General features: G+C 55.3%; 20 protein-coding genes. 19 read left to right on the forward strand and 1 reads right to left on the reverse strand.

Annotated elements, in window-relative coordinates:
* Genes AC0TOY_RS22055 through nei form a run of 5 tightly spaced genes read left to right on the forward strand, consistent with a single transcriptional unit; the run spans position 1 to position 3,878 of the window.
* Positions 1–744, forward strand: a complete 744-nt coding sequence (locus AC0TOY_RS22055; protein WP_473722561.1) for a type 2 GTP cyclohydrolase I — start codon at positions 1–3, stop codon at positions 742–744.
* Between the two features lie 14 nt (positions 745–758).
* Positions 759–1,415, forward strand: coding sequence for a 5-oxoprolinase subunit PxpB (gene pxpB, locus AC0TOY_RS22060; protein WP_473722563.1), 657 nt, complete (start codon positions 759–761; stop codon positions 1,413–1,415).
* Positions 1,409–2,341: a 5-oxoprolinase subunit PxpC gene (pxpC, locus tag AC0TOY_RS22065; protein WP_024908804.1), complete on the forward strand. Its 933-nt coding sequence runs from the start codon at positions 1,409–1,411 to the stop codon at positions 2,339–2,341. The genes pxpB and pxpC overlap by 7 nt, the downstream gene beginning before the upstream one ends.
* Positions 2,328–3,068, forward strand: coding sequence for a 5-oxoprolinase subunit PxpA (gene pxpA / locus AC0TOY_RS22070; protein WP_473722564.1), 741 nt, complete (start codon positions 2,328–2,330; stop codon positions 3,066–3,068). Before pxpC ends, pxpA begins: the two co-directional genes overlap by 14 nt.
* A gap of 18 nt (positions 3,069–3,086) precedes the next feature.
* Positions 3,087–3,878: an endonuclease VIII gene (gene nei, locus AC0TOY_RS22075; RefSeq protein WP_473722565.1), complete on the forward strand. Its 792-nt coding sequence runs from the start codon at positions 3,087–3,089 to the stop codon at positions 3,876–3,878.
* A 97-nt stretch (positions 3,879–3,975) separates the two neighbouring features.
* Here nei and AC0TOY_RS22080 read toward each other — a convergent pair whose 3' ends face one another.
* Positions 3,976–5,259 (reverse strand): citrate synthase, encoded by a 1,284-nt coding sequence (locus tag AC0TOY_RS22080; protein ID WP_023334930.1) that lies wholly within the window; start codon positions 5,257–5,259, stop codon positions 3,976–3,978.
* Between the two features lie 639 nt (positions 5,260–5,898).
* On the opposite strand from AC0TOY_RS22080, the gene sdhC reads away from it, so the two are divergent.
* The 14 genes from sdhC to tolQ all read left to right on the forward strand — a co-directional run bounded on the left by sdhC (position 5,899) and on the right by tolQ (position 20,685).
* Complete coding sequence (sdhC, locus tag AC0TOY_RS22085; protein ID WP_020684965.1) at positions 5,899–6,303, forward strand: succinate dehydrogenase cytochrome b556 subunit; 405 nt, start codon at positions 5,899–5,901, stop codon at positions 6,301–6,303.
* The gene (gene sdhD / locus AC0TOY_RS22090; RefSeq protein ID WP_008501088.1) at positions 6,297–6,644 is read left to right on the forward strand and encodes a succinate dehydrogenase membrane anchor subunit; all 348 of its coding nucleotides are present in this window, start codon (positions 6,297–6,299) and stop codon (positions 6,642–6,644) included. The genes sdhC and sdhD overlap by 7 nt, the downstream gene beginning before the upstream one ends.
* Positions 6,644–8,410: a succinate dehydrogenase flavoprotein subunit gene (gene sdhA / locus AC0TOY_RS22095; protein ID WP_022650618.1), complete on the forward strand. Its 1,767-nt coding sequence runs from the start codon at positions 6,644–6,646 to the stop codon at positions 8,408–8,410. The genes sdhD and sdhA overlap by 1 nt, the downstream gene beginning before the upstream one ends.
* A 15-nt stretch (positions 8,411–8,425) precedes the next feature.
* The gene (gene sdhB, locus AC0TOY_RS22100) at positions 8,426–9,142 is read left to right on the forward strand and encodes a succinate dehydrogenase iron-sulfur subunit SdhB (RefSeq protein WP_008501090.1); all 717 of its coding nucleotides are present in this window, start codon (positions 8,426–8,428) and stop codon (positions 9,140–9,142) included.
* Positions 9,143–9,375: 233 nt separating this feature from the next.
* Positions 9,376–12,183 (forward strand): 2-oxoglutarate dehydrogenase E1 component, encoded by a 2,808-nt coding sequence (sucA, locus tag AC0TOY_RS22105; protein WP_032649515.1) that lies wholly within the window; start codon positions 9,376–9,378, stop codon positions 12,181–12,183.
* A 14-nt stretch (positions 12,184–12,197) separates the two neighbouring features.
* Positions 12,198–13,418, forward strand: coding sequence for a 2-oxoglutarate dehydrogenase complex dihydrolipoyllysine-residue succinyltransferase (gene odhB / locus AC0TOY_RS22110; protein ID WP_008501093.1), 1,221 nt, complete (start codon positions 12,198–12,200; stop codon positions 13,416–13,418).
* A gap of 117 nt (positions 13,419–13,535) precedes the next feature.
* Complete coding sequence (sucC, locus tag AC0TOY_RS22115; RefSeq protein WP_006809579.1) at positions 13,536–14,702, forward strand: ADP-forming succinate--CoA ligase subunit beta; 1,167 nt, start codon at positions 13,536–13,538, stop codon at positions 14,700–14,702.
* Positions 14,702–15,571: a succinate--CoA ligase subunit alpha gene (sucD, locus tag AC0TOY_RS22120; RefSeq protein ID WP_014169173.1), complete on the forward strand. Its 870-nt coding sequence runs from the start codon at positions 14,702–14,704 to the stop codon at positions 15,569–15,571. The genes sucC and sucD overlap by 1 nt, the downstream gene beginning before the upstream one ends.
* 730 nt (positions 15,572–16,301) lie before the next feature.
* Entirely contained in the window at positions 16,302–17,870 is a 1,569-nt protein-coding gene (gene cydA, locus AC0TOY_RS22125) for a cytochrome ubiquinol oxidase subunit I (protein WP_048990050.1), read from the forward strand.
* Positions 17,871–17,885: 15 nt separating this feature from the next.
* Positions 17,886–19,025 carry a cytochrome d ubiquinol oxidase subunit II gene (gene cydB, locus AC0TOY_RS22130; protein WP_023334940.1) on the forward strand — a complete coding sequence of 380 codons (1,140 nt, stop codon included), beginning with the start codon at positions 17,886–17,888 and terminating at the stop codon, positions 19,023–19,025.
* A gap of 14 nt (positions 19,026–19,039) precedes the next feature.
* Positions 19,040–19,153 (forward strand): cytochrome bd-I oxidase subunit CydX, encoded by a 114-nt coding sequence (cydX, locus tag AC0TOY_RS22135; protein ID WP_003858598.1) that lies wholly within the window; start codon positions 19,040–19,042, stop codon positions 19,151–19,153.
* Positions 19,153–19,443, forward strand: a complete 291-nt coding sequence (gene ybgE, locus AC0TOY_RS22140) for a cyd operon protein YbgE (protein WP_008501100.1) — start codon at positions 19,153–19,155, stop codon at positions 19,441–19,443. The genes cydX and ybgE overlap by 1 nt, the downstream gene beginning before the upstream one ends.
* A gap of 148 nt (positions 19,444–19,591) precedes the next feature.
* Positions 19,592–19,996, forward strand: coding sequence for a tol-pal system-associated acyl-CoA thioesterase (gene ybgC, locus AC0TOY_RS22145; RefSeq protein WP_003858593.1), 405 nt, complete (start codon positions 19,592–19,594; stop codon positions 19,994–19,996).
* The gene (gene tolQ, locus AC0TOY_RS22150; protein ID WP_008501101.1) at positions 19,993–20,685 is read left to right on the forward strand and encodes a Tol-Pal system protein TolQ; all 693 of its coding nucleotides are present in this window, start codon (positions 19,993–19,995) and stop codon (positions 20,683–20,685) included. The genes ybgC and tolQ overlap by 4 nt, the downstream gene beginning before the upstream one ends.
* Position 20,686 lies beyond the last annotated feature (1 nt).

Below are 20,686 nucleotides of genomic sequence, written 5' to 3' on the forward strand. Positions count from 1 at the left end.
ATGAAAAACAGCGAACTGGAACGCCTGATTAACGAAAAACTGAACAGCGCCTCCTTCAGCGATTACGGCCCGAACGGGCTCCAGGTTGAGGGGCGCGAAACGGTGCAAAAAATTATCACCGGCGTCACGGCAAGCCAGGCGCTGCTGGACGAGGCGGTCCGTCAGAACGCTGATGCGGTGATTGTCCATCACGGTTACTTCTGGAAAAACGAATCGCCGATTATTCGCGGCATGAAGCGCAACCGCCTGAAAACGCTGCTGGCAAATGACATTAACCTGTACGGTTACCACCTGCCGCTGGATGCGCACCCGGAGCTCGGCAACAACGTCCAGCTGGCGCAGCTACTGGGCATTACCGTGATGGGGGAGATTGAGCCGCTGGTGCAGTGGGGCGAACTGGCGATGCCGGTTCCGGGGCTGGAGCTGGCCTCGTGGATTGAAGCGCGCCTGGGGCGTCGTCCGCTATGGAGCGGTGATACCGGCCCGGATACGGTCAAGCGTGTGGCCTGGTGTACCGGTGGCGGGCAGGGCTTTATCGACAGCGCCGCGCGTTTTGGTGTCGATGCTTTTATCACCGGCGAGGTGTCCGAGCAGACGATTCATTCGGCGCGTGAGCAGGGGCTGCATTTTTACGCGGCAGGCCATCATGCCACCGAGCGCGGCGGCATTCGCGCCCTCAGCGAGTGGCTGACGGAAAACACCGATCTGGATGTGACTTTTATTGATATCCCTAACCCGGCCTGATGAGAGGTGCCTGAGTGCAGCGAGCGCGTTGTTATCTTCTGGGAGAAACGGCAGTGGTTCTGGAGCTCGAGCCGCCGGTGACCCTTGCCACGCAAAAGCGTATCTGGCGGCTAACCCAGCGTCTGGTCGATCTGCCGGACGTAGTTGAAGCCATTCCGGGGATGAATAACATCACCGTGGTGCTGCGTAGCCCGCATACGCTGGCGCTGGATGCCATCGAACGTTTGCAGCGCTGGTGGGAAGAGAGTGAGGCGCTGGAGCCGGAATCGCGTGCCATCGAGATCCCGGTCGTGTATGGCGGCACGGGGGGACCGGATCTCGGCGTGGTGGCAGACCACTGTGGTTTAACAGCGAAGCAGGTTGTTGAGCTGCACAGCTCGGTTGACTACGTGGTCTGGTTCCTGGGATTTCAGCCCGGATTCCCGTATCTGGGCGGATTATCCCCTCAGCTGCATACGCCACGTCGTGCCGAACCGCGCCTGAGCGTACCGGCGGGGACGGTGGCTATCGGCGGCGAGCAGACCGGCGTTTATCCGCTGACATCGCCCGGCGGCTGGCAGCTTATTGGGCATACCGCCACACCGTTATTTGACCCGGGGCTGGAGACGCCAATACTCCTGCGTCCCGGCGATACCCTTCGCTTTATCCCGCAGAAGGAGGGGGTATGTTAACGCTTATTCGCGCCGGGCTTTATACCTCCGTACAGGATGCGGGCCGCTTTGGTATGCGCCAGTCTGGCGTGAGCTATTGTGGCGCGCTGGACAGGCCTGCGCTGGAGATTGCTAACGTGCTGGTGGGCAACCCCGGCAATACGGCCGCGCTCGAAATTACGCTCGGCCAGTGCGTCATTGAGTTTAGTCAGGAGACCTGGTTTGCCTTAACTGGCGCAGGGTGTGACGCGACGCTGGATGGTAAAGCGGTCTGGACCGGCTGGCGGCTGCGGGCGAAAGCCGGACAGCGTCTGACCTTAAAGCGTCCTTTGCACGGTGTGCGTAGCTATCTCGCGGTGGCGGGCGGCATCGACGTGCCTGAGGTGCTGGGCTCATCCAGTACCGATCAGAAAGCCGGGATCGGCGGTCATGAAGGGCGTTTGCTGCGCGACGGCGATCGGCTGGCAATCAAGCCCTCGGCACGCCATTTCTCGACCGCGCAGGGCGTAAAACAGCTGCTGTGGGGAAACCAGATCCGCGCCTTACCGGGGCCGGAATATCATGAGTTTGACGAGGCTTCCAAAGAGTCCTTCTGGCGCTCGCCGTGGAAGCTCAGTCCGCAGAGTAACCGCATGGGCTACCGTCTTCAGGGGCAACCGCTGACCCGCACGACTGACCGGGAACTGCTCTCCCACGGTTTACTGCCTGGGGTTATTCAGGTTCCAGGCAACGGGCAACCGATCGTGTTAATGAACGACGCGCAGACGACCGGCGGTTACCCGCGAATTGCCTGCATCATTGAAGCCGATCGCTACCATCTGGCGCAAATTCCCCTCGGACAGCCGATTCACTTCGTGCAGTGTTCACTGGAAGAGGCGCTGAAGGCGCGGCAGGATCAGCAGCGTTATCTCGAACAGCTGGCGTGGAGGCTTGATGGTAAAGATTGATTTGAATGCCGATCTGGGCGAGGGCAGCAGCGCCGATGCGGTGCTGATGACGCTGGTCACCTCGGTCAACATCGCCTGTGGCTTTCATGCGGGCGATGCGCAAACCATGCTGGAGAGCGTGCGTAATGCCATCAAAAACGGTGTCGCGATTGGCGCTCATCCGAGCTTCCCTGACCGGGAAAACTTTGGCCGCACGGAGATGGATCTGCCGCCGGAGACGGTCTACGCTCAGGTGCTCTACCAGATCGGCGCGCTGGAGGCGATGGTGCGCGCTGAGAACGGCGTGCTGCGCCACGTGAAGCCGCACGGTATGCTCTATAACCAGGCGGCGAAAGATCCGGCGCTGGCGGGGGCGATTGCCCGCGCGGTACGGGACTGTAATCCGCAGCTGATTCTGGTAGGCCTTGCGGGTAGCGAGCTTATTCGTGCCGGACAGCGGCTGGGCCTGACCACCCGTCAGGAAGTGTTTGCCGACCGGGGATACCTGCCGGACGGCAGCCTGGTTCCACGTACACAGGCCGGGGCGCTGATTACCGACGAAGCTAAAGCGCTGGCGCAGACGCTGGAGATGGTGCGCGCCGGGCGGGTGACCGCCGTGGATGGCACACAGGCAAACGTTCAGGCTGATACGGTATGTTTACACGGCGACGGCGAGCATGCGCTCCAGTTCGCGCGCCGCTTGCGGGCGGCGTTCTCTGAAGAGGGCATTCTGGTCAGCGCAGAATAATCATGAAAGGACAATAACATGCCAGAAGGTCCGGAGATCCGCCGCGCGGCGGATAGCCTGGAGGCGGCGATAAAGGGCAAACCGTTGACGCATGTCTGGTTTGCTTTTCCTCAGCTAAAACCGTTTGAATCACAGCTGGTGGGGCAGACGGTGACCCATATTGAAACGCGCGGCAAAGCGTTGCTCACGCATTTTTCCCATAACCTGACGTTATATAGCCATAACCAGCTTTACGGCGTCTGGCGCGTGGTGGAGGCGGACGAGCAGCCGCAAACCACCCGCGTGCTGCGCGTCAGGCTGCAAACGGCGGATAAGGCGATCCTGCTCTATAGCGCGTCGGATATCGAAATGTTAACGCCGGAGCAGCTGCTGACGCACCCGTTTCTGCAGCGTGTCGGGCCGGACGTGCTGGACATGCGCCTGACGGCGAGCGATGTGAAGGCCCGGTTGTTATCACCTAAATTCCGTAACCGGCAGTTTTCCGGGTTATTGCTCGATCAGGCGTTCCTGGCAGGGCTAGGTAACTATCTGCGGGTGGAAATTCTGTGGGAAGTGGGGATGGCACCGCAGCACAAAGCGTCTCAGCTGAATGATGAACAGCTGGAGGCGTTATCCCACGCGCTGCTGGATATTCCGCGGCTGTCGTACAACACGCGCGGCGTGGTGGATGAGAACAAGCATCACGGGGCGCTGTTCCGGTTCAAGGTGTTTCATCGGGAGGGGAAAATGTGCGAGCGATGCGGCGGGATTATCGACAAGATTATGCTCTCTTCGAGACCCTTTTACTGGTGCCCGCACTGCCAGAAATAAAAGCAAAACGGCAACGAAAGTTGCCGTTTTTAATGTTTTCTCCCTCTCCCTGTGGGAGAGGGCCGGGGTGAAGGCATCAGGCCGCACCCAACGTCTGTTAGCGCTTAATATCAGACTTAAAATCACGCTGCTCGTAGCCGGTATACAGCTGACGAGGACGGGCGATTTTCATGCCTTCGCTGTGCATTTCGTTCCAGTGCGCAATCCAGCCTACGGTACGGGCCATGGCGAAGATGACGGTGAACATGGAAGACGGAATGCCCATCGCTTTCAGAATAATGCCAGAGTAGAAATCGACGTTCGGGTAGAGTTTCTTCTCGATGAAGTACGGGTCGTTCAGCGCGATGTGTTCCAGCTCCATCGCCACTTCCAGCAGGTCATCTTTGGTACCCAGCTCTTTCAGCACTTCGTGGCAGGTCTCACGCATGACGGTGGCGCGCGGGTCGTAGTTTTTGTAAACACGGTGACCGAAGCCCATCAGGCGGAAGGAATCATTCTTGTCTTTCGCACGACGCACGAACTCAGGAATGTGCTCAACGGTGCTGATCTCTTCCAGCATCTTCAGTGCCGCTTCGTTCGCGCCGCCGTGCGCCGGTCCCCACAGGGAGGCGATACCCGCAGCGATACAGGCGAATGGGTTCGCGCCTGAAGAGCCCGCGGTACGGACGGTAGAGGTAGAGGCGTTCTGTTCGTGGTCAGCGTGCAGGATCAGAATACGGTCCATCGCACGTTCCAGTACCGGGTTCACTTCGTACTCTTCGCACGGCGTGGAGAACATCATGCGCAGGAAGTTACCCGCGTAGGAGAGGTCGTTGCGCGGATACACAAACGGCTGGCCGATGGAATATTTGTAGCACATCGCCGCCATGGTAGGCATTTTGGACAGCAGGCGGAACGCCGCGATATCACGGTGACGCGGGTTATTCACGTCAAGGGAGTCGTGGTAGAACGCCGCCAGCGCACCGGTAATCCCGCACATCACCGCCATTGGGTGAGAGTCACGACGGAACGCATGGAACAGACGGGTAATCTGCTCATGGATCATGGTGTGACGGGTCACGGTGGTTTTGAATTCATCGTACTGGGCCTGCGTCGGTTTTTCGCCGTTCAGCAGGATGTAGCACACTTCCAGATAGTTGGATTCGGTGGCTAACTGATCGATGGGGAAGCCGCGATGGAGCAGGATACCTTCGTCACCGTCAATGTAGGTGATTTTGGATTCGCAAGATGCGGTAGAGGTAAATCCAGGGTCAAAGGTGAACACACCTTTAGAACCCAGCGTACGGATATCAATAACATCCTGACCGAGCGTGCCTTTTAGCACATCCAGTTCAATAGCAGTGTCACCATTTAGGGTGAGCGTTGCCTTTGTATCAGCCATTTACGGTCTCCTTAGCGCCTTATGCTTAAGACTGCGCTTCACCGGATTTGCTTTCAGCTGTAAATCACCGTTACCAGATTGTTATTTGGCTTACCGCTCAGCTCACGAGGACAAACCAGGGTACAGAGCTATGGCGCCTTGCAGGTAAACGAATGAAATATCAGTGAAACAACAGCAAATCAGCGTTTTTGCAGTCCGAATTATTCAAACCTGTATATCACTAATAACTGTCCTGATAACTTCGGTCAATACCATCACACTGTTACATAACTATTTGTCAGGTGAAAGTGAGACCTCATAACTTTTGCGCATTATATGCCTTTTCTGATGACGTTTGTAACAATATTGTTTAACATTTGTCAAATCAGATGATTAAAAATTAAAAAGATGTTGTTATCGTGACCCTGATCACTGTTCCAGAGAAAACCCGACAAACTGTATGTAGGTTAATTGTAATGATTTTGTGAACGGCCTATACTGCCGCCAGGTCTCCGGAACACCCTGCAATCCCGAGCCACCCAGCGTTGTAACGTGTCGTTTTAGCATCTGGAAGCAATGTTTTGCATGACGCGCAGTTATAGAAAAGGAACGCTGCTTGACCCGCATCGCAGTCCGGAGGAAGGAAACAATAAGAACAGCATGTGGGCGTTATTCATGATAAGAAATGTGAAAAAACAAAGACCTGTCAATCTGGATCTCAAAACGATCCGGTTCCCTGTAACAGCAATAGCGTCCATTCTGCACCGTGTTTCTGGTGTGATTACGTTTGTGGCGGTCGGTATTTTGCTGTGGTTACTGGGCACCAGCCTCTCTTCCCCTGAAGGATTCCTCCAGGCCTCTGCCATCATGAACAGCTTCTTCGTGAAATTCATCATGTGGGGCATTCTGACCGCGCTGGCGTACCACGTCGTCGTGGGTGTTCGCCATATGCTGATGGACTTTGGCTATCTGGAAGAGACTTTCGAAGCCGGGAAACGCTCCGCTAACATTTCATTTGTGATTACAGTCGTGCTTTCACTTCTCGCAGGAGTTCTCGTATGGTAAGCAACGCCTCCGCATTAGGACGCAACGGCGTACATGACTTCATCCTGGTCCGTGCTACCGCCATCGTTCTCACCCTTTACATCATCTATATGATCGGTTTCTTCGCGACCAGCGGCACGCTGACGTGGGAAATCTGGAGTGGGTTCTTCGGATCCGCCTTCACCAAAGTGTTCACCCTGCTGGCTCTGTTCTCCATCCTTATTCATGCCTGGATTGGTATGTGGCAGGTGTTGACCGATTACGTTAAACCGCTGGCGATTCGCCTCCCGCTGCAGCTGGCCATTGTGGTTGCACTGGTGGTTTACGTTATTTATGGATTCGTTGTGGTGTGGGGTGTGTAATGAAACTGCCAGTCAGAGAATTTGATGCTGTTGTGATTGGTGCCGGTGGCGCAGGTATGCGTGCCGCACTGCAAATTTCCCAGAGCGGCCAGACCTGTGCGCTGCTCTCTAAAGTTTTCCCGACCCGTTCCCACACCGTGTCTGCGCAGGGCGGTATCACCGTTGCGCTGGGTAACTCCCATGAAGACAACTGGGAATGGCACATGTATGACACGGTAAAAGGTTCCGACTACATCGGCGACCAGGATGCCATCGAATATATGTGTAAAACCGGCCCGGAAGCGATTCTGGAGCTGGACCATATGGGTCTGCCGTTCTCCCGTCTGGAAAATGGCACTATCTATCAGCGTCCGTTTGGCGGCCAGTCGAAAAACTTCGGCGGCGAGCAGGCGGCACGTACCGCGGCGGCGGCTGACCGTACCGGTCATGCGCTGCTGCACACCCTGTATCAGCAGAACCTGAAAAACCATACCACCATCTTCTCCGAGTGGTACGCGCTGGATCTGGTGAAAAACGCCGACGGCGCAGTGGTCGGCTGTACCGCGCTGTGCATCGAAACCGGTGAAGTGGTTTACTTCAAAGCCCGCGCTACCGTGCTGGCGACCGGCGGCGCAGGCCGTATCTATCAGTCCACCACTAACGCCCACATCAACACCGGTGACGGTGTCGGTATGGCTATCCGCGCGGGCGTGCCGGTGCAGGATATGGAGATGTGGCAGTTCCACCCAACCGGTATCGCCGGTGCGGGCGTTCTGGTAACAGAAGGTTGCCGCGGTGAAGGTGGTTACCTGCTGAACAAACACGGCGAGCGCTTTATGGAGCGTTATGCCCCGAATGCGAAAGACCTGGCGGGTCGTGACGTGGTGGCGCGTTCCATCATGATCGAAATCCGTGAAGGCCGCGGCTGTGATGGCCCATGGGGTCCACACGCGAAGCTGAAACTCGACCATCTGGGTAAAGAAGTGCTGGAATCCCGTCTGCCGGGCATCCTGGAACTCTCCCGCACCTTTGCACACGTCGACCCGGTGAAAGAGCCGATTCCGGTTATCCCAACCTGCCACTACATGATGGGCGGTATTCCGACCAAAGTGACCGGTCAGGCGCTGACCGTGAACGAGCAGGGCGAAGACGTGGTTATTCCTGGCCTGTTCGCTGTAGGCGAAATTGCCTGCGTATCCGTACACGGCGCAAACCGTCTGGGCGGTAACTCCCTGCTGGACCTGGTCGTGTTTGGTCGCGCAGTGGGTCTGCATCTGCAGGAATCTATTGCCGAGCAGGGCGCGCTGCGTGATGCAACCGATGACGAAATTGATGCCTCTCTTGAGCGCCTCAACCGCTGGAACGGTAACCGTAACGGCGAAGATCCGGTGGAAATCCGTAAAGCGCTGCAGGAATGCATGCAGCACAACTTCTCGGTATTCCGTGAAGGCGATGCGATGGCCAAAGGCCTTGAGCAGCTGAAAGCTATCCGCGAGCGTCTCAAAAATGCCCGTCTGGACGACACCTCCAGCGAGTTCAACACCCAGCGCGTTGAGTGCCTGGAGCTGGATAACCTGATGGAAACCGCGTTCGCGACGGCAATGTCGGCAAACTTCCGTACCGAAAGCCGTGGCGCGCATAGCCGCTTCGACTTCCCGGAGCGTGATGACGAAAACTGGCTGTGCCATTCCCTGTATCTGCCAGAGTCGGAAACCATGACGCGTCGTAGCGTCAATATGGAACCGAAACTGCGTCCGGCGTTCCCGCCGAAGATTCGTACTTACTAATGCGGAGACAGGATAATGAAACTCGAATTCTCAGTTTATCGTTATAACCCGGATGTTGATGACGCTCCGCGCATGCAGGACTACACCCTGGAAGCGGAAGAAGGTCGTGACATGATGCTGCTGGATGCGTTAATCCAGCTGAAAGAAAAAGATCCAACGCTGTCGTTCCGCCGCTCCTGCCGTGAAGGGGTTTGTGGCTCTGACGGGGTGAACATGAACGGCAAAAATGGCCTGGCCTGCATTACGCCAATTTCAGCGCTGCAGCGTCCTGGTCAGAAAATTGTTATCCGTCCTCTGCCAGGCCTGCCGGTCGTGCGTGATTTGGTGGTAGACATGGGGCAATTCTATGCACAATATGAGAAGATTAAGCCTTACTTATTGAATAATGGGCAAAATCCACCCGCTCGTGAGCACTTACAGTCTCCTGAGCAGCGTGAAAAACTCGATGGGTTGTACGAGTGTATTCTCTGCGCATGCTGTTCAACGTCCTGCCCGTCGTTCTGGTGGAACCCGGACAAGTTTATCGGCCCGGCCGGTCTGCTGGCTGCCTATCGCTTCCTGATCGATAGCCGCGACACCGAAACCGACAGCCGTCTGGAAGGACTGAGTGACGCTTTCAGCGTATTCCGCTGCCATAGCATCATGAACTGCGTCAGTGTGTGTCCGAAGGGGCTGAACCCGACGCGCGCCATCGGCCATATTAAGTCGATGCTGCTGCAGCGCAGTGCGTAAGTAGTGAGAGGGGAGCGCTGTTCCCCTCACCCTGCCCCTCTCCCAAAGGGAGAGGGAACAGATTGCAGAAACCTTTAAAAACTGCCCTGTACTACCCTGAAGTCCAGACAGTTTCTAAAGGTTCCTTCGCGGGCCAAATGAAAAGAGCTCGCAGGTGAACCCCGGCACGTACACGCGGTGTGCGTGGTAGTTTCTACGGCGAAAGTAAGCATAAAAATGCTTAAGGGATCACGATGCAGAACGGCGCAATGAAAGCCTGGCTGGACTCTTCTTACCTCTCTGGTGCGAACCAGAGCTGGATAGAACAGCTCTATGAAGACTTCTTAACCGATCCTGACTCAGTGGACGCAAACTGGCGTTCCATGTTCCAGCAGTTGCCTGGCACAGGGGTCAAACCGGATCAATTCCATTCCAAAACACGTGATTATTTCCGTCGTCTGGCGAAGGATGCCTCACGTTACTCTTCTGCGATTTCCGACCCTGACACCAATGCGAAGCAGGTTAAAGTCCTGCAGCTTATCAACGCTTATCGCTTCCGCGGTCACCAGCATGCGAATCTCGATCCGCTGGGACTGTGGAAACAAGACCGTGTGGCCGATCTCGATCCGGCGTATCACGATCTGACCGAGGCCGATTTCCAGGAAAGCTTTAACGTAGGTTCCTTTGCCATCGGCAAAGACACGATGAAGCTGGGCGATCTGATTGACGCGCTCAAGCAAACCTACTGCGGCTCCATCGGCGCGGAATACATGCACATTACCTCTACTGAAGAGAAACGCTGGATCCAGCAGCGCATCGAATCCGTAGCGGGCCACGCGACCTTCTCGGCTGACGAGAAAAAACGCTTCCTGAACGAACTGACCGCAGCGGAAGGGCTTGAGCGCTATCTGGGCGCGAAATTCCCGGGCGCAAAACGCTTCTCGCTGGAAGGCGGCGACGCGCTGGTGCCGATGCTGAAAGAGCTGATTCGTCACGCAGGCAAGAGCGGTACCCGTGAAGTGGTACTGGGTATGGCGCACCGCGGTCGTCTGAACGTACTGGTCAACGTGCTGGGTAAAAAACCACAGGACCTGTTCGACGAATTCGCGGGCAAACATAAAGAACACCTCGGCACCGGCGACGTGAAGTACCACATGGGCTTCTCGTCTGATATCGAAACCGAAGGCGGTCTGGTTCACCTGGCGCTGGCGTTTAACCCGTCACACCTGGAAATCGTCAGCCCGGTGGTTATCGGTTCCGTACGTGCGCGACTGGATCGTCTGGACGAGCCAAGCAGCAATAAAGTGCTGCCAATCACCATCCACGGTGATGCGGCGGTAACAGGGCAGGGCGTGGTTCAGGAAACCCTGAACATGTCGAAAGCGCGTGGTTACGAAGTGGGCGGTACCGTTCGCATCGTGATCAACAACCAGGTGGGCTTCACCACCTCTAACCCGCTGGATGCGCGTTCTACCCCGTACTGCACCGACATCGGTAAGATGGTACAGGCGCCGATCTTCCACGTTAACGCGGATGACCCGGAAGCCGTTGCTTTCGTTACCCGTCTGGCGCTGGACTTCCGTAATACCTTTAAACGCGATGTGTTCATTGACCTCTTCTGCTACCGCCGTCACGGCCACAACGAAGCGGATGAGCCAAGTGCAACCCAACCGCTGATGTACCAGAAAATCAAAAAACACCCAACCCCGCGCAAAATCTATGCTGACAAGCTGGAGAGCGACAAAGTGGCGACGCTGGAAGATGCGACCGAAATGGTCAACCTCTACCGCGACGCGCTGGATGCGGGTGAATGCGTGGTGAAAGAGCTGCGTCCGATGAACATGCACTCCTTTACCTGGTCCCCGTACCTCAACCACGAGTGGGATGAGAGCTACCCGAACAAGGTGGAGATGAAGCGCCTGCAGGAGCTGGCTAAACGCATCAGCACCGTACCGGACGCTATCGAGATGCAGTCTCGCGTGCAGAAAATCTACGCTGACCGTCAGTCCATGGCGGCAGGCGAGAAGCTGTTCGACTGGGGCGGCGCGGAAACGCTGGCTTACGCAACGCTGGTTGACGAAGGTATTCCTGTTCGTCTGTCCGGTGAAGATGCGGGCCGTGGGACCTTCTTCCACCGTCACGCGGTTGTTCACAACCAGTCCAACGGTTCAACCTACACCCCGCTGCAGCACGTGCACAACGGTCAGGGCCAGTTCAAGGTCTGGGACTCCGTGCTGTCTGAAGAAGCGGTACTGGCCTTCGAATATGGCTACGCCACCGCTGAACCACGCACCCTGACCATCTGGGAAGCGCAGTTCGGTGACTTCGCCAACGGTGCGCAGGTGGTTATCGACCAGTTCATCTCCTCCGGCGAGCAGAAGTGGGGCCGTATGTGTGGCCTGGTAATGCTGCTGCCGCACGGCTATGAAGGCCAGGGTCCTGAGCACTCCTCCGCGCGTCTGGAACGTTATCTGCAGCTCTGCGCCGAGCAGAACATGCAGGTCTGCGTGCCGTCCACCCCGGCTCAGGTGTACCACATGCTGCGTCGTCAGGCGCTGCGCGGTATGCGTCGTCCGCTGGTGGTGATGTCGCCGAAATCCCTGCTGCGTCATCCGCTGGCGGTGTCCAGCCTGGAAGAACTGGCGAACGGTACCTTCCAGCCGGCCATTGGCGAAATTGACGAGCTGGATCCGCAGGGCGTGAAGCGCGTGGTGATGTGTTCTGGTAAGGTTTATTACGACCTGCTGGAACAGCGCCGCAAGAACGATCAGAAAGATGTCGCCATCGTGCGTATCGAACAGCTTTATCCGTTCCCGCATCAGGCGATGCAGGAAGTGCTGAAACAATATGCTCACGTACATGATTTTGTCTGGTGCCAGGAAGAGCCGCTCAACCAGGGCGCATGGTACTGCAGCCAGCATCATTTCCGTGAAGTGATTCCATTTGGGTCAGCCCTGCGTTATGCAGGTCGCCCGGCCTCCGCCTCTCCGGCGGTAGGGTATATGTCCGTTCACCAGAAGCAGCAACAAGATCTGGTCAATGACGCGCTGAACGTCGATTAATTAAAGGATACAAAATGAGTAGCGTAGATATTCTTGTTCCCGACCTGCCTGAATCCGTAGCAGATGCGACCGTCGCTACCTGGCACAAAAAACCAGGCGATGCCGTTAAGCGCGATGAAGTGCTGGTAGAAATCGAAACTGACAAAGTGGTACTGGAAGTACCGGCTTCGGCGGATGGCGTTCTGGACGCGGTGCTGGAAGATGAAGGTACCACCGTCACCTCTCGTCAGATCCTGGGTCGCCTGCGTGAAGGCAACAGCGCGGGCAAAGAGTCCAGCGCGAAGTCTGAAGAGAAAGCCTCTACGCCGGCTCAGCGCCAGCAGGCTTCTCTGGAAGAACAGTCTAACGACGCCCTCAGCCCGGCGATCCGTCGCCTGCTGGCTGAACACAGCCTTGACCCGGCAGCCATCAAAGGCACCGGTGTGGGCGGTCGTCTGACCCGCGAAGACATCGACAAACACCTGGCGAAAGCGCCTGCTCAGGCAGAAGCGAAAGCCCCTGCGGCAGCACCAGCAGCTCAGCCTGCTCTGGGCGCCCGCAGCGAAAAACGCGTGCCGATGACTCGCCTGCGTAAGCGCGTGGCCGAGCGTCTGCTGGAAGCGAAAAACTCCACCGCGATGCTGACCACCTTCAACGAAGTGAACATGAAGCCAATCATGGACCTGCGTAAGCAGTACGGTGACGCGTTTGAAAAACGTCACGGTATCCGTCTGGGCTTTATGTCCTTCTACGTGAAAGCGGTAGTTGAAGCGCTGAAACGCTACCCGGAAGTGAACGCGTCTATCGATGGCGATGACGTGGTTTACCACAACTATTTCGACGTCAGCATGGCGGTTTCTACCCCACGTGGCCTGGTAACGCCGGTTCTGCGTGATGTGGATACCCTGGGTATGGCTGACATCGAGAAAAACATTAAAGAGCTGGCTGTTAAAGGCCGCGACGGCAAGCTGACCGTAGACGATCTGACCGGCGGTAACTTCACCATTACCAACGGCGGCGTATTCGGCTCGCTGATGTCTACCCCGATCATTAACCCGCCGCAGAGCGCGATCCTGGGTATGCATGCCATTAAAGATCGCCCGATGGCGGTAGACGGTAAAGTTGAGATCCTGCCGATGATGTATCTGGCGCTCTCTTACGACCACCGCCTGATCGACGGCCGCGAGTCCGTGGGCTTCCTGGTAGCGATTAAAGAGCTGCTGGAAGATCCAACGCGTCTGCTGCTGGACGTCTAGTGACTATTTAGCATCACCTGCCCTGTAGGCCGGATAAGCGTAGCGCCATCCGGCACACAGACTGCGCCGGTCTACAGGTTTGAAGATAACGATTACCCTGAAGGATGGATAGAACACATGAACTTACATGAATATCAGGCCAAACAGCTGTTTGCCCGGTATGGCTTACCGGCTCCGGTGGGTTATGCCTGTACTACCCCGCGTGAAGCAGAAGAAGCTGCATCTAAAATCGGTTCCGGCCCGTGGGTAGTTAAGTGTCAGGTTCACGCTGGTGGCCGTGGTAAAGCGGGCGGTGTGAAGGTTGTTAAGAGTAAAGAAGAGATTCGTGCGTTTGCTGAACATTGGCTCGGCAAGCGTCTGGTGACCTACCAGACAGACGCGAACGGCCAGCCGGTTAACCAGATCCTGGTTGAAGCGGCGACCGACATCGCGAAAGAACTGTACCTGGGCGCGGTTGTTGACCGTAGCTCCCGTCGCGTGGTGTTCATGGCGTCTACCGAAGGCGGCGTGGAAATCGAAAAAGTGGCGGAAGAGACCCCGCACCTGATCCACAAAGTGGCTATCGATCCGCTGGCGGGCCCAATGCCTTACCAGGGTCGCGAGCTGGCGTTCAAACTGGGTCTGGAAGGTAAACTGGTTCAGCAGTTCACCAAGATCTTCATGGGTCTGGCAACCATCTTCCTGGAGCGCGATCTGGCGCTGATCGAGATTAACCCGCTGGTGATCACCACCCAGGGCGACCTGATCTGCCTCGACGGCAAGCTGGGCGCTGACGGCAACGCGCTGTTCCGCCAGCCGGATCTGCGCGAAATGCGCGATCAGTCTCAGGAAGATCCGCGTGAAGCGCAGGCTGCACAGTGGGAGCTGAACTACGTGGCGCTGGACGGCAACATCGGCTGCATGGTTAACGGTGCGGGCCTGGCGATGGGCACCATGGACATCGTTAAGCTGCACGGCGGTGAGCCAGCAAACTTCCTCGACGTGGGCGGTGGCGCAACCAAAGAGCGCGTAACCGAAGCGTTCAAAATCATTCTCTCCGACGACAACGTGAAGGCCGTTCTGGTTAACATCTTCGGCGGTATCGTCCGTTGCGACCTGATCGCCGACGGTATCATCGGTGCGGTAGAAGAAGTGGGTGTTAACGTTCCGGTTGTTGTACGTCTGGAAGGTAACAACGCTGAACTCGGCGCGAAAAAACTGGCTGACAGCGGCCTGAATATTATTGCAGCGAAAAGTCTGACGGATGCAGCTCAGCAGGTTGTTGCCGCAGTGGAGGGGAAATAATGTCAGTTTTAATTAATAAAGATACCAAGGTTATCTGCCAGGGCTTCACCGGTAGCCAGGGGACTTTCCACTCCGAACAGGCGATTGCTTACGGCACGCAGATGGTTGGCGGCGTAACGCCAGGTAAAGGCGGCACCACCCACCTGGGCCTGCCGGTGTTCAACACCGTGCGTGAAGCCGTAGAAGCGACGGGCGCAACCGCGACCGTGATCTACGTTCCGGCTCCGTTCTGCAAAGACTCTATTCTGGAAGCGATCGACGCAGGCATCAAACTGATCATCACCATCACAGAAGGCATCCCGACTCTGGATATGCTGACCGTGAAAGTGAAGCTGGACGAAGCTGGCGTGCGTATGATCGGCCCGAACTGCCCAGGCGTTATCACCCCGGGCGAATGCAAAATCGGCATCATGCCGGGCCACATTCACAAGCCGGGTAAAGTGGGCATCGTGTCCCGTTCCGGTACCCTGACCTATGAAGCGGTTAAGCAGACCACCGACTACGGTTTCGGCCAGTCCACCTGCGTGGGCATCGGCGGTGACCCGATCCCGGGCTCTAACTTCATCGACATCCTGAAGATGTTCCAGGAAGATCCACAGACCGAAGCGATCGTGATGATCGGTGAGATCGGTGGTAGCGCGGAAGAAGAAGCGGCTGCTTACATCAAAGAACACGTGACCAAGCCAGTTGTGGGTTACATCGCGGGTGTGACTGCGCCGAAAGGCAAGCGTATGGGTCACGCAGGCGCGATCATCGCCGGTGGTAAGGGTACGGCTGATGAGAAATTCGCAGCGCTGGAAGCCGCAGGCGTGAAAACCGTTCGCAGCCTGGCGGATATCGGCGAAGCACTGAAATCCATCATTAAGTAAGTCCTCTCTGCTCCCCGAAAGGGGAGCGTTGAAGTATAAAAATGTCCGTTTCGACATGGTTGGCCGCTGTAAAGCGGCCTTTTTTATTGCCTGCCGGGCGTCATGCAATAGTCACAAATAGGTGTTAATTAGAGAGGATGTAAAAGTAAAATAATTGTTATTTATTTGCCTTAAAGAGAGCAGATGGAAAAAAACGAAAAACCCACTAAAATTTATGTCCTGAATAAATCGGCATTCAGACTACTAAGTTAATAAAAATCACTTCTGTTTATATTCACCCGTCGATTCGATAACCTTAATTGTATTTTATATACATATCTTTAACATGGTCTTTACTATGTTCACCGCATCAAAACACAATTAACATAACAGATTGTTTTTGATTTAAATCAATGTTTAATGTTTGGAAAAACACACCAAAAGGCGCTAAATTGTCCGCGATCAAAATGGCCGAAAAGTGGTAATTTTGCTATAAATTGATCACCGTCGAAAAACGTAAATGTGATTCAATAAAAACCTGTTTATTGTAAGGGTTTTGCAGCGTATTATATTTGCGGGATCAATTTGAGTTTTTTATTAACGTATTTGTAACCTCACGTCATCGTTTTTATCCTCCTTCAGGGTAATAACGACGACAAGGATGCGAATAATTTGTATTGGGGCATGCGTGTGGATCTCTTTCTGACGGGGTTCACTCTCGGAGTCTTCATGCGATGAGCAAGGAGTCATGATGTTAGATATAGTCGAACTGTCGCGCTTACAGTTTGCCTTGACCGCGATGTACCACTTCCTGTTTGTGCCACTGACGCTCGGTATGGCGTTCCTGCTGGCCATCATGGAAACGGTATACGTTCTCTCCGGCAAACAGATTTATAAAGATATGACCAAGTTCTGGGGCAAGTTGTTTGGTATCAACTTCGCACTGGGCGTGGCAACCGGTCTGACTATGGAGTTCCAGTTCGGGACTAACTGGTCTTACTATTCCCACTATGTAGGGGATATCTTCGGTGCGCCGCTGGCCATTGAAGGTCTGATGGCATTCTTCCTCGAATCCACCTTTGTAGGTCTGTTCTTCTTCGGTTGGGACCGTCTGGGTAAAGTCCAGCATATGGCGGTGACCTGGCTGGTGGCATTAGGTTCGAACCTGTCCGCGCTGTGGATCCTGGTGGCGAATGGCTGGATGCAGAACCCGATCGCGTCTGATTTCAACTTCGAAACCATGCGTATGGAGATGGTCAGCTTTGCCGAGCTGGTCCTGAACCCGGTTGCGCAGGTTAAATTCGTTCACACCGTCGCTTCTGGCTATGTGTGCGGCGCAATGTTTATCCTGGGTATCAGTTCTTACTACATGCTGCGCGGTCGTGACTTCGCGTTTGCTAAGCGCTCCTTTGCTATCGCGGCAAGCTTCGGTATGGCTGCAATCCTCTCTGTTATCGTTCTGGGTGATGAATCCGGTTACGAAATGGGTGACGTGCAGAAAACCAAACTGGCCGCTATCGAAGCCGAATGGGAAACCCAACCGGCGCCTGCGGCCTTTACGCTGTTCGGTATTCCGGATCAGGACGCGCAGCAAAACCACTTCGCGATTCAGATCCCTTACGCGCTGGGTATCATCGCCACCCGTTCTGTTGATAAGCAGGTGACGGGGCTGAAAGAGCTGATGGTTCAGCACGAAGAGCGTATCCGTAACGGTATGAAAGCCTACTCGCTGCTGGAACAGCTGCGTGCCGGTTCTACCGACCAGGCCGTTCGCGACCAGTTCAATAACGTGAAGAAAGATCTGGGTTACGGTCTGCTGCTGAAGCGCTATACCCCGAACGTGTCTGATGCGACAGAAGCACAGATCCAGATGGCAACCAAAGACTCGATTCCACGCGTTGCGCCTCTGTACTTCGCATTCCGTATCATGGTGGGCTGCGGCATCATCATGCTGCTGATCATTGCGGCGTCCTTCTGGTCCGTGATTCGCAACCGCATCGGCGAGAAAAAATGGCTGCTGCGCACTGCGCTGTACGGTATTCCACTGCCGTGGATCGCAATCGAATCCGGCTGGTTTGTGGCGGAGTATGGCCGTCAGCCATGGGCGATTGGTGAGGTACTGCCAACGGCGGTAGCGAACTCCTCCCTGACAGCGGGCGACCTTATCTTCTCCATGCTGCTGATTTGTGGTCTGTACACCCTGTTCCTGGTAGCTGAACTGTTCCTGATGTTCAAGTTCGCGCGCCTTGGCCCAAGCAGCCTGAAAACCGGTCGCTATCACTACGAGCAGTCCACTGCGACTACTCAGCCGGCACGCTAAGACAGGAGTCATCAAATGATCGATTATGAAGTATTGCGTTTTATCTGGTGGCTGTTGATCGGCGTTCTGCTGATCGGTTTCGCCGTCACGGATGGTTTCGACATGGGGGTGGGGATGCTCACCCGTTTCCTCGGTCGTAATGACACCGAGCGTCGAATCATGATCAACTCCATCGCCCCACACTGGGACGGTAACCAGGTGTGGCTGATCACCGCAGGCGGCGCGCTGTTCGCTGCCTGGCCGATGGTCTACGCGGCTGCGTTCTCCGGCTTCTACGTGGCGATGATTCTGGTGCTGGCTTCTTTATTCTTCCGTCCGGTCGGTTTCGACTACCGTTCCAAGATTGAAGACACCCGCTGGCGCAACATGTGGGACTGGGGCATCTTCATCGGTAGCTTCGTTCCACCGCTGGTCATCGGCGTGGCGTTCGGTAACCTGCTGCAGGGCGTGCCGTTCCACCTGGACGAGTACATGCGTCTCTACTACACCGGTAACTTCTTCCAGCTGCTGAATCCGTTTGGTCTGCTGGCCGGCGTAGTGAGCGTGGCGATGATCATCACTCAGGGCGCAACCTACCTGCAGATGCGTACGGTTGGTGAACTGCACCTGCGTTCTCGCGCGACGGCTCAGGTCGCTGCGCTGGTCACGCTGGTCTGCTTCGCACTGGCTGGTGTGTGGGTGGTGTACGGCATTGATGGCTACGTGGTGACGTCTGCGATTAACCATACTGCGCCGTCTAATCCGCTGACCAAAGAAGTGGCGCGTCAGGCAGGTGCATGGCTGGTGAACTTTAACAATACCCCTGCGCTGTGGGCTATTCCGGCTCTGGGCGTATTGCTGCCGCTGCTGACCGTATTGACGTCTCGTCTGGAGAAAGGCGCTCTGGCGTTCGTGTTCTCATCACTGACCCTGGCGTGCATCATCCTGACATCGGGTATTGCGATGTTCCCATTCGTCATGCCATCCAGCACCATGCTGAATGCTAGCCTGACCATGTGGGATGCAACGTCCAGCCATATGACGCTGAACCTGATGACATATGTTGCTTGCGTGTTCGTTCCGATTGTTCTGGCCTACACCATCTGGTGTTACTGGAAAATGTTCGGTCGCATCACGAAAGAACATATCGAAAGCAACACCCACTCTATGTACTAAGTAAGGAGCTGAATATGTGGTATTTCGCATGGATTTTAGGGACGCTTCTTGCCTGTGCATTTGGTGTCATCACTGCCCTGGCGCTTGAGCACGTAGAAGCGACCAAAGCGGGTGAAGAAAAACACTGATGAATATTATCGCGAAACTTTACGCGGTAATGGACAAGCGCCCGTTACGGGCGCTTTCTTTAGTGATGGCATTACTGCTGGCAGGTTGTATCTTCTGGGACCCTTCGCGCTTTGCAGCGAAAACCAGCGAGCTTGAAATCTGGCACGGCTTCCTCATTATGTGGGCGGTGTGTGCAGGTGTGATCCACGGCGTGGGCTTTCGTCCGAAAGCCGTTCACTGGCAGGGAATTTTTTGCCCGCTGATTGCCGATCTGGTGCTTCTCGCCGGTTTGATTTTCTTCTTCTTCTGAATAAGAAATGTCCGTTAACGTTATGGGCTTACCCGAGCCCATAAAAATTTACTCTCCGTTTACTTTCCCCCATTCCCAACCCTCTTTCCCGCGCGTATAGTAGCGAAGTTTAAAAGCATTAACTTTTGTTGCATTACCGGGATGTAAAGTGAATACAACGCTGTTTCGATGGCCGGTTCGTGTCTATTACGAAGATACCGATGCCGGTGGTGTGGTTTACCACGCCAGCTACGTTGCTTTTTATGAACGGGCACGCACAGAGATGCTGCGCCATCATCACTTTAGTCAACAGGTACTGTTGGCTGAGCGAGTTGCCTTCGTGGTTCGCAAGATGACGCTTGAGTATTTTGCGCCTGCCAGACTCGACGATATGCTCGAAGTCCAAACTGAAATTACATCAATGCGCGGGACCTCACTGGTTTTCACGCAGCGGATAGTCAACGCAGAGAATACCGTACTGAACTCAGCTGAAGTACTGATTGTTTGTGTTGATCCAACCATAATGAAGCCTCGTGCGCTTCCTAAGTCTATTGTCGCGGAGTTTAAGCAGTGACTGACATGAATATCCTTGATTTGTTCCTGAAGGCAAGCCTTCTGGTTAAACTTATCATGTTGATTTTGATTGGTTTTTCAATCGCATCCTGGGCCATCATCATCCAGAGAACGCGTATCCTCAATGCCGCTGGCCGTGAAGCTGAAGCGTTTGAAGATAAGTTCTGGTCGGGTATTGAGCTTTCTCGTCTGTATCAGGAAAGCCAGGGACGCCGTGAAAACCTTACAGGCTCCGAGCAAATTTTTTATAGCGGTTTCAAAGAGTTTGCCCGTCTGCATCGTGCAAACAATCATGCGCCGGAAGCGGTGGTGGAAGGTGCCTCGCGTGCGATGCGCATCTCTATGAACCGCGAGCTGGAAAACCTTGAAACGCACATTCCATTCCTCGGTACTGTCGGTTCCATCAGCCCGTATATCGGCCTGTTTGGTACCGTGTGGGGGATCATGCACGCCTTTATCGCGCTGGGCGCGGTGAAGCAGGCGACGTTGCAGATGGTTGCACCGGGTATCGCTGAAGCACTGATTGCGACCGCTATCGGTCTGTTTGCGGCAATTCCGGCGGTTATGGCTTACAACCGTCTGAACCAGCGTGTGAACAAACTGGAACTGAACTACGACAACTTTATGGAAGAGTTCACTGCGATTCTGCACCGTCAGGCGTTTACCAGCACCGAGAGCAACAAGGGGTAAA

Source organism: Enterobacter sp. PL_is379, from assembly GCF_055817355.1.